Origin of the sequence: Streptomyces anatolicus, from assembly GCF_019400875.1 — a bacterium.
Lineage (GTDB): Bacteria > Actinomycetota > Actinomycetes > Streptomycetales > Streptomycetaceae > Streptomyces > Streptomyces anatolicus.
This window is the reverse complement of the sequence record NZ_WMBF01000006.1, coordinates 17,660-26,706: the sequence shown is the minus strand read 5'-3', so window position 1 is coordinate 26,706 and position 9,047 is coordinate 17,660. Positions and strand designations below refer to the sequence as shown.

Genomic DNA, 9,047 nt, shown 5'->3' with positions numbered 1-9,047 from the left:
GAGGCCGTCATGTCGACGCCGACCGAGACCGCTCTGGCCCGCCGGTGGCGGCTGGAGATCAACATGGGCACCGAGGCCGTGCCGGACTGGCAGCTCTGCCCCGCCGTGACGGAATTCCAGTGGACGGCCGAGCCGAATCACGAGGACGACACCTCGTACGACACCGACGGGTGGGGTGAGAACACCAAGACCGGCCAGGACTGGGAGGTCGAGGTCACGTTCAACCGCAAGGCGACCCCGGACTCGACCGCCTACAGCGCGGTGCACGAGGCGATCCGGCTGGCTTTCTTCGCCTACGGCGAGCCGTCCAAGGTGCACCTCCGCTTCTTCGACCGTAACGGTCTGCCCGAGGCGTACGTCGGCAAGGGCCTGCCCAACTGGGAGCCCCAGGGCGGCGAAGCCAGGGACTTGGACCAGGTCCAGGTGACATTTACCGGCACGGGCCCGCTCACCCCGATCACGAACCCGATGGCCGCCTGATGGCCGGGGACTTCAAGGTCCTGGAGGAGTTCCAGGACGACGCACTCACCCTGCCCGTACGCCTCCCGAGCGGCGAGGTACGCGACTTCCGCATCCCCTCCCCGCCCGCCGAGGACGGCCTGAAGGTGCAGACGCTCATGGAGCAGACCGCGCGCATGGCTGACTCCGGCACCCCGATGGACTCCGAAGTCCTCGACGACGCGCAGGAACTCGACCTCTACAGGACGGCCCTCGGCGACGCCTACGACGACCTGCTGTCGGTCGGCCTGAGGTGGAGCCGATTCCGGCACGTCGCCATGACCGCCGTCATGTGGATCACCGCCGGACTCGACGCCGCCGAGAAGTACTGGGAGGCCGACGGCGACCCTTCTCGGGTAGCCCCGAACCGGGCAGCACGCCGAGCGGCCTCATCGGCTGCGGCGAGCAAGACCCCGTCACGGGGCTCTACGAGTGGTACGAGCACCCGCAAGGCCACCGCCCGCGCCCGAAAGGCCGCGAAGACCTGACCTGGGGCCTGCTCCTCGACGAGTGGGCCCTCATCGAGGCCGACCTCCACGAGATCTACGGCATCGACCTCGACACCCCCGGCCTCATGCGGGCCCGCACCTGGCGATGGTTGCGCATCCGCATCCTCGGCCTGCTCTCCACCGAGTGCCGCCTGGCCAGGCACTTCGCCCCGCCTGAGCCCAAGCAGCCGCGGCGCCCTCCTCGACACTGATCTCCCCGAGGGGGTGCGCTCATGGCCCTCCACCTCGGCGATCTGGTCGCAGGACTGCGCGCGGACGACTCCGGATTCGTCCGTGGTCTGAACAGCGCGCGCCTGCGGATGGAGGGCCTGACCCGCGACGTCAACGGCCGACTTCGCGACATCCACGGCCGGTTCGTCTCCGAGGGCGATGCGGCCGGGCGCGCGTTCGGGAGCCGCATCAGCGCAGGCGCCCGCACCGCCGTGAACGCTCTGCGGCGTGTGGGCCCGGCGGTGGCTGGCATCGGCGTGGGGCTGCCCGTGGTCGCCGCGGCGACCACCGCCCTCATGGGGCTCGCGGCGGCCGGCGCGGCGGCTGGGCTCGCTGTTAAGGCGTTCAGCCTCGCGGCCGGCCCGCAGCTGGAGTCCGTCACCGAGGTCTCCAAGCTCGCCGAGGAGGCGCAGAAGGCGGTCGCGTCCGGGGCGGCGGACGCGGCGGAGAAGCAGAAGGCGTACAAGGACGCGATGTCCGAGCTGCCGCCTGCGACACAGCAGACGGCGAAGGCCTTCATCGGCCTGAAGAAGGACTACCAGGGCTGGTCGGACTCCATGTCCAGCACGACCATGCCCGTGTTCACCAAGGGCATCGGCATCCTGCGGGACCTGCTCCCGATGCTGACGCCGTTCGTGAAGGCCGCGGCATCCGCGATCAGCGACTTCCTCGACGACGTCGGCAAGGGCGTGAAGTCGGCCGGCTTCAAGGAGTGGGCCAAGGACATGGCCGAGGCGGCCGGGCCCGCGCTCCGCCGCTTCCTCGAAGTGATCAAGAATCTGGCGGTCGGCTTCGGCGGGCTGCTGGCGGCCTTCGCGCCCGCGTCGAAGGGGACGACGGGCGGCCTCGTGGCCATGTCGAAGGCCTTCGCCGACTGGGCCACCGCGCTCAAGGGGTCGGAGGGCTTCGCTGACTTCCTGGCTATGGCCAAGGAGGGCGGGCAGATGCTCGCCACGCTGGCGGCCGCTGCCGCCAAGCTCTTGGTGGCGATCGCTCCGCTGATCGGCTTGACGGCGCAGCTCGCGACGTGGCTGGCCGCGATCATCAACGCCACGCCGACTCCCGTCCTTACGGCGCTCGCTGTGGCGATCGGCACGGTCACGGTGGCGATGAAGTTGTGGGCGGTCGCGCAGACGATCGTCGCGGCCCGCAACGCCATCTGGACGGCGACGCAGTGGCAGTTGAACGCGGCCATGTTCGCCAGCCCGATCTTCTGGGTGGTCGCGGCCATCGCGGCGTTGATCGCGATCATTGTGCTGATCGCGACCAAGACCACGTGGTTCCAAACCGCCTGGTCAGCGGCCTGGTCCTTCATCAAGACTGCCACGGACATCGCGATCGCCGGGATCAAAACCGCGCTGAACTGGTTCGCTGGCCTGCCCGGCCTGATCTCGGGCTGGTTCGGCGCGGCGAAGGACGCCGCAGTCCAGCAGTTCACCGCCCTGGTGGGCTGGCTCCGAGGCCTCCCCGGGCGCGCGGGCGCCGCCCTGGCCGGGCTGGCGGGATCCCTGCGCACCGCAGCCGTCCGGGGGTTCACGGCCTTCAAAAGCGCCGCAGCGGCACAGGCCTCGGCGTTCCTCGGATGGGTGCGGGGCCTGCCGCGCCGAATCGCCAGCGCGATCGGCTCCCTCTCAGGCCTGCTTGTCTCCAAGGGCAAGGACGTCGTGCGCGGTCTGTGGAACGGCATCAAATCTATGGGCAGCTGGTTGAAGGGCCAGCTGATCAGCTTCGCCAAGAGCATCATCCCCGGCCCCATCGCCAGGGCCCTGGACATCGGCTCGCCGTCGCGGCTGATGGCCGACGAGATCGGCCACTGGATCCCGCCCGGCATCGCGATGGGCGCAGAGGAGAACGCGGGCGTCCTCGACAAGACGATGGCCAACCTCGTCAGCACGCCCACCCCGTCGGCCGCCCTGGCCATGGGCGCCGGTGCCGCAGGAGGCGGCGCCTCCAGTTCGGGCGGCTCCACACCGCAGGTCTTCACGCTTCGCTCCGACGGCAGCGGCTTCTCCGACCTCGTCATCGGCACGCTGCGCGACGCGGTGGGCGCACGCGGCGGCAACGTCCAATTCGTTCTGGGGAGGTGACCGTGGCGTTTCCCGAGGATCCGCTCGGCCTGCGTGTGGAGATCCGTACCGGCACGGTGTGGACGGACATCACGGCGGATGTGAAGACCGCCGACCCGATCACGCACGCGCGCGGGATCCGCAACTCGGGCACGGCTGCCGACCCGGCGACGTGCCCGCTGAAGATCGACAACCGGGACGGCCGATACTCGCCGCGCAACCCGATGAGTCCGTACTACGGGCTCATCGGCCGCAACACCCCCGTCAGGATCTGGCTGCCCGGCGGCGACCACTTCCTCGACCTCGACGGCGACCCCACCAGCTACGCCTCCACCCCCGACGCAGCGGCGCTCGACATCACCGGCGACCTCGACCTCCGCTGGGAAGGCGCCGCCAACTGGCACGGGCCCGGCGCCATGATGCTCATCGGGAAGTGGGGCGCCCCGGGTGACCGCTCCTACCACCTGCGCCTCCAGGACGGCGCCCTGTACCTGCACGTCACCCGCGACGGCACCAGCGGCCCCTTCTCCTTCGAGAGGCTGCCCGCGCTGCCGCCCCGTGCCGCACTGCGGGTCACGCTGGACGCCGACGACGGCGCCGGGCACTACATCGTCCGCCACTACTGGGCTCCCACCCTGGCCGGGCCGTGGACGCAGATCGGGACGGACTCGGTCGCCGACAACCCGGTCACGATGTACGCGTCCACCGCCCCGCTCGTCATCGCCCCCAGCGACCTGACCACGAGCCCGCCGCGCCGCGCGCTGGAGGGCCGCGTCTACGCCGCCGAGGTCCGATCCGGCATCGGCGGCACGATCGTCGCCGCGCCCAACTTCGCAGCGCAGCCCGTGGGGACGACCGGCTTCACCGACTCGGCCGGCCGCGTGTGGACTCTCGTCGGGGGCGCGACGATCGCCGACAGGATCGAGCGGTTTGTCGGGGAGATCGCGCGGTGGCCGCAGAAGTGGGTGCCGTCCGGTCAGGCCGTGTGGACGACGGTGGAGGCCGCGGGCATCCTGCGCCGGTACGGGCAGGGGCAGAAGGCTCTCGACTCGACGCTGCGGCGCCGGATCCCGTCGGGGAATCCGATCGCGTACTGGGCGATGGAGGAGGAGCGGGAGGCGACCCGCGCCTACTCGCCGATCCCGGGCGTGAGCCCGGCGGCCGTGACGGGTGTGGAGTTCGCGGCTGTCGACACCTTGCCCTCGTCCAAGGCACTGCCCAGGCTCACTGCCGCAGCCACCCTCTCCGCGATCGTCCCCGCGCATCCCGACCCGGGACAGTGGCAGGTGGAGTTCGTCTACAACGCCGACGACAAGACACCGCCCGGCACGGGCCCGCACGCCGAGGTCATCAGCATCTCGACCACCGGCACCGTCCGCCGCTGGGTGGTGGGCATGCGCGCGGGGACGGCCCGTCTCTGGGGCTACGACGCGAGCGGCACCGACATCGCCTTCAAGCAGCTCGGTATCGGCGGCGACGTCTTCCACGGCTGGGTACGCATGCGCCTGTGGGCCCGCGACCTCGGCGGCGGCACCATGGAATTCCAGCTCGCTTGGCAGGACGTGGGCGGTGAGGCGGGCGCGGGGACGTACACCATGGCTGCCGTGCCCGGGCGCGTCACCGCGCTCACTGCCAACTGGGGCCCGCTCACCGAGGGCTGGGCGGTCGGACATCTGTCCGTGCTGCCTACCGCCGACAGCGCGCTCTACACCGGCTCCGACGACGGGTATGCGGGCGAGACCGCGTGGGCGCGGATGCTGCGCCTGGCCACCGAGGAGAACATCCCCATGGCCCGCATCGCCGGGCCGCTGGCCACCGAACGCGTGGGCCCTCAGCGCCCGCAGACCCTGCTCGCGCTCCTCCAGGAGGCGGCCGAGGCCGACGGCGGGATGCTCCTGGAGTCCCGCGAGCGGCTCGGACTGCTCTACCGGGACCGCTCCTCGCTGTACACGCAGGAGCCCGCGCTCGTCCTCGACTACGCGGCCGGGCAGATCAGCCCGCCGCTGGACCCGGTCGACGACGACACCGCGACCCGCAACGACATCACCGTCACTCGCACGGGCGGCAGCTCGGCGCGCGCGGTCCTGGAGGAGGGGCCGCTGTCGGTGCAGCCGCCGCCTGCGGGGATCGGCCTGTACGACGAGTCGGTCACGCTGAATCTCGACGACGACGTCCAGCCGGTCCACCAGTCCTACTGGCGGCTGCACTTGGGCACCTTCGACGGCGCCCGCTACCCCTCAGTGCGGGTTCTCCTGCACCGACGGCCGGAGCTGATCCCCGACGTCCTGGCCCTGCGCGAGGGCGACGTGATCCGGCTCGTGAACTTGCCGCCGTGGACGGCGTACGGTCCCGTCGACCTGATCGTCACCGGCTACAGCGAGGTCTTGCTGCCGCGCACGTGGGAGATCACGTTCACGTGCGAGCCGGGCGGCCCCTGGGACCTCGCGAGGATCAACGTCATCCACGAGGGCTTCGAGGACGACACCTACGAGGTGTCGGTCACGGCTGGCGGCAACCTGCCGTGGACGCGGACCAGCGCACAGGCCCGCTCGGGCACGTCGTCACTGCGCTCGGGCACGATCAGCAACAACCAGACCTCGGACGCGACGTTGACGCTGCCCTCCGGGGCGGCGTCGTTCTCGTTCTGGTACCGCACGAGCAGCGAGGCGAGCGGAGCGGGGTTCCAGGGCGACCGGCTCCTGGTCCTCGTCGACGGCGTGCAAGTCCTGCGCGCGCAGGGCGTCACCCCGTGGACGAAGACCACCCTCGACGTGACCGGCAAGAGCGTCGTGCTGTTCCGCTACGCCAAGGACAACAGCACCGCGTCCGGCGAGGACGCCGTCTACATCGACGACCTCCGCATCATCCTCGGCGTCTACCAGCCCGCGAAGGCCGACACCGACGGATGCCAGCTGCTCGCCCCGGCGACGGCCACCGCGACGACGCTGGACGTCGTCAGCGCCGGCCTGCCCTGGACGACCGACCCCGCCGAGATGCCAATCCTGCTCCAACTCGGCGGCGAGCACGTCAGCGTGACCGCGGCCTCCGCCCTTGCGGGCCCCGGCGAGCAGCGGCTGACCGTCGTGCGCTCGGTGAACGGCGTCGTGAAACCCCACTCATCCGGTACTGCGGTGAGCCTCGCGCGGCCCGCCATCGCCTCACTGTGAAGGAGGGCACCCGTTGACCACGCCCGTGAACTGGCTGCCCGGCATGGATGTCACCGCCGGGCGCCTTGGCGCGATGGCGCAGTCCGCCTCGCTGCTCGCCACGAACTATGGGGCGGACGCGTCTGGGTCCACGAACGCGGCCCCGGGAATCCAGCTCGCCCTCAACCTGGCGCGCGACCTCGGCGGCGCCCAGGTCCTCGTGCCGCCGGGCGTCTACCTGATCGGCCAGACCCTGAGGATCTACAACAACACCAGGCTGACCCTCATGGAAGGCGCCGAGTTCCGCCGCAACGTCGCCGGGACGATGCTCATCAACGGCGACTCGGGCCAGTCCCTGGGCGGGTACACCGGTCACTCCCGCATCACGATCGAGGGCGGACTGTGGAACATGCGCGGCACCACCGCCGGGCTGACCGCGAGCGCGATGTGCATCTCGATCGGTCACGCCACGGACATCGTCATCCGGGACCTGGAGATCAGGGACACCCCCGGCTTCCATGCGGTCGAGCTGAACTCCACGAACCACGCGCTGGTGACCAACTGCCGCTTCCGTGGCTACGTCGATCCCGGGGGCAGGGACTTCTCGGAGGCGCTCCAGCTCGACCTGGCGAAGAGCAACGCCGTCTTTGGAGGCTTCGGACCGTACGACAGCACGGAGACGAAGGACGTCACCATCTCCGCCTGCCACTTCGGGGACAGCGGCACGGCCGGGACCACCGCCTGGCCGCGCGGTATCGGCTCCCACTCCGCGACGATCACGAAGTGGCACCGCCGCATCCGGATCAGTGACTGTAGCTTCGAGAACCTCCTCCAGTTCGCGATCTCCGCGTACAACTGGGAAGACGTCACGATCAGCGGGAACACCTTCGTCAGCTGCGGCTCTGGCGTCAGGATCCGCACCGTGATCGTGGGAGACCTGGAGGACACCAAGCTCCCGGACGGCACCCAGACCAACGCCTCCCAGAGCATGCGGAACATCGCCGTCACGGGCAACAGCTTCCGCAACGGCGGCGGCTACGACAACGTCATCGTGGCCCAGGGCGAGACGTCCGGCACGATCCTGAACCTGGCCATCACCGGCAACGTCATCGACGGCACGAGCGGGAATCAGAGCGGGATCCGCCTCAACCGCGTCTCCCGCGCAACGGTTGCGGACAACGTGATCTCCAACGTCGACAACACAGGGATCTCAACGGAGAACCAGAACAACACGGTCATCAGCGGCAACGTGATCTGGACCGCCGGGGACCACGGAATCACGATGGTCGCCTCCGACAACTCCAACCTGATCGGCAACACGATCCGTGACGCCGGAGACACCGGCATCTTCGTCAACGGGCCCGGCACGGACATCCAGGTCCGCAGCAACTTCGTCGACGGCGCGAACCGCAACAACTCCAGCTCGTACGCCATCCGCTTCTCCACCACGGCCGTGGCAGGCATCGCCGTGACGGGCAACAAGTGCCGCCCCGGCTCCACCCCCGCCACGAAGGCCGTCCGGGGCCTGTCCATCGCCTCTGGCAACACGGGCGTGCATCGCTTCGGCAACGACTGCCGAGGGACCTGGTCGGGCTCCGGCGGTACGGGCATCGACGACGCGTCCACGACCCCGAACACGACCGCTACCGACATCCAGTAACAGCTCCACCCCTGCACGCCCCGCGCCCTTGGCCGGGGCCTTTTTCATGCCCTGGAGGGCTCATGGCTCTGCATCCACTCCCGCAGGATCTCGGACAGCGGGCGTACGCCGCGTACGGCGAGGTGACCGGCGGACTCACCCATGACGGCCGCACGATGCCGCCGTGGGAGGACCTCGGCGAGGACATTCAGGCCGCGTGGACCGTGGCCGCCAGCTCCCTCTACCAGGCGGGCGCGGACGCCGCATCGCAGGCAGGTGGCCGCTGATGGCCGCGCCGCTGTCCGCCGCGAAGGCGCTGGCCGCGCTCCGCGCCGAGGGCGTGCGCGTCGTCGAGGTCACGGGCTGGTCCACCCGCAACCGGAACCACAAAGGTGCTTGGGGCCCGGTGCATGGCGTGATGATCCACCACACCGTGACCAAAGGCAGCGCCGCCACCGTGCAGATCTGCCGGGACGGGCATTCATCCCTGCCGGGCCCGCTGTGCCACGGCGTCATCACCAAGGACGGGCAGGTGCACCTCGTCGGGTGGGGCCGTGCCAACCACGCGGGCCTCGGCGACGAGGACGTCCTCCAGGCCGTCATCGACGAGAAGCCGCTGCCCGCCGACAACGAGGCGTCCACCGACGGCAACCGGCACTTCTACGGCTTCGAGTGCGAGAACCTCGGCGACGGCAAGGACCCGTGGCCCGCAGTGCAGGTCGAGGCGATCGTGCGGGCCTCGGCGGCGCTGTGCCGCGCGCACGGCTGGGGCAAGGGCGGTCCCACCTCCGTCATCGGCCACGCCGAGTGGCAGCCCGGAAAGATCGACCCCCACGGGCCCGGCGTCTCGATGCCGGACATCCGCGCGCGCGTCACCGAGCGGCTGAAGCACCCCGCGAGCTGGACGCCTGGCGACACCAAGCCGCCCACCACCCCGAAGCCCACGACCGAGGAGCGGCTGACCGCTCTGGAGAAGCGC

At 70.4% G+C, this 9,047-nt stretch carries 6 protein-coding genes and 1 pseudogene; all 7 read left to right on the top strand.

The features are described from left to right. Positions 1-9: 9 nt before the first annotated feature. Positions 10-480 carry a phage tail tube protein gene (locus tag GKQ77_RS01620; RefSeq protein WP_219686772.1) on the top strand — a complete coding sequence of 157 codons (471 nt, stop codon included), beginning with the start codon at positions 10-12 and terminating at the stop codon, positions 478-480. Beyond that, positions 480-986: a DUF7426 family protein gene (locus GKQ77_RS01615; protein WP_219686771.1), complete on the top strand. Its 507-nt coding sequence runs from the start codon at positions 480-482 to the stop codon at positions 984-986. Before GKQ77_RS01620 ends, GKQ77_RS01615 begins: the two co-directional genes overlap by 1 nt. 233 nt (positions 987-1,219) lie before the next feature. Next, the gene (locus tag GKQ77_RS01610; RefSeq protein ID WP_219686770.1) at positions 1,220-3,304 is read left to right on the top strand and encodes a phage tail protein; all 2,085 of its coding nucleotides are present in this window, start codon (positions 1,220-1,222) and stop codon (positions 3,302-3,304) included. A gap of 2 nt (positions 3,305-3,306) precedes the next feature. Then, positions 3,307-6,450 (top strand): hypothetical protein, encoded by a 3,144-nt coding sequence (locus tag GKQ77_RS01605; RefSeq protein WP_219686769.1) that lies wholly within the window; start codon positions 3,307-3,309, stop codon positions 6,448-6,450. Positions 6,451-6,463: 13 nt separating this feature from the next. Beyond that, positions 6,464-8,089 carry a right-handed parallel beta-helix repeat-containing protein gene (locus tag GKQ77_RS01600; protein ID WP_219686768.1) on the top strand — a complete coding sequence of 542 codons (1,626 nt, stop codon included), beginning with the start codon at positions 6,464-6,466 and terminating at the stop codon, positions 8,087-8,089. Positions 8,090-8,151: 62 nt separating this feature from the next. Then, positions 8,152-8,355 (top strand): hypothetical protein, encoded by a 204-nt coding sequence (locus tag GKQ77_RS01595; RefSeq protein WP_219686767.1) that lies wholly within the window; start codon positions 8,152-8,154, stop codon positions 8,353-8,355. Beyond that, positions 8,355-9,020 (top strand): annotated as a pseudogene (locus tag GKQ77_RS01590) (N-acetylmuramoyl-L-alanine amidase); the annotation flags it as partial. The gene GKQ77_RS01595 and the pseudogene GKQ77_RS01590, both read left to right, overlap by 1 nt. Between the last annotated feature and the right edge of the window lie 27 nt (positions 9,021-9,047).

Coding starts and splice junctions, on each gene's coding strand:
- GKQ77_RS01620 (WP_219686772.1), top strand. CDS start 10: ATGTCGACGCCGACCGAGACCGCTCTGGCCCGCCGGTGGCGGCTGGAG.
- GKQ77_RS01615 (WP_219686771.1), top strand. CDS start 480: ATGGCCGGGGACTTCAAGGTCCTGGAGGAGTTCCAGGACGACGCACTC.
- GKQ77_RS01610 (WP_219686770.1), top strand. CDS start 1,220: ATGGCCCTCCACCTCGGCGATCTGGTCGCAGGACTGCGCGCGGACGAC.
- GKQ77_RS01595 (WP_219686767.1), top strand. CDS start 8,152: ATGGCTCTGCATCCACTCCCGCAGGATCTCGGACAGCGGGCGTACGCC.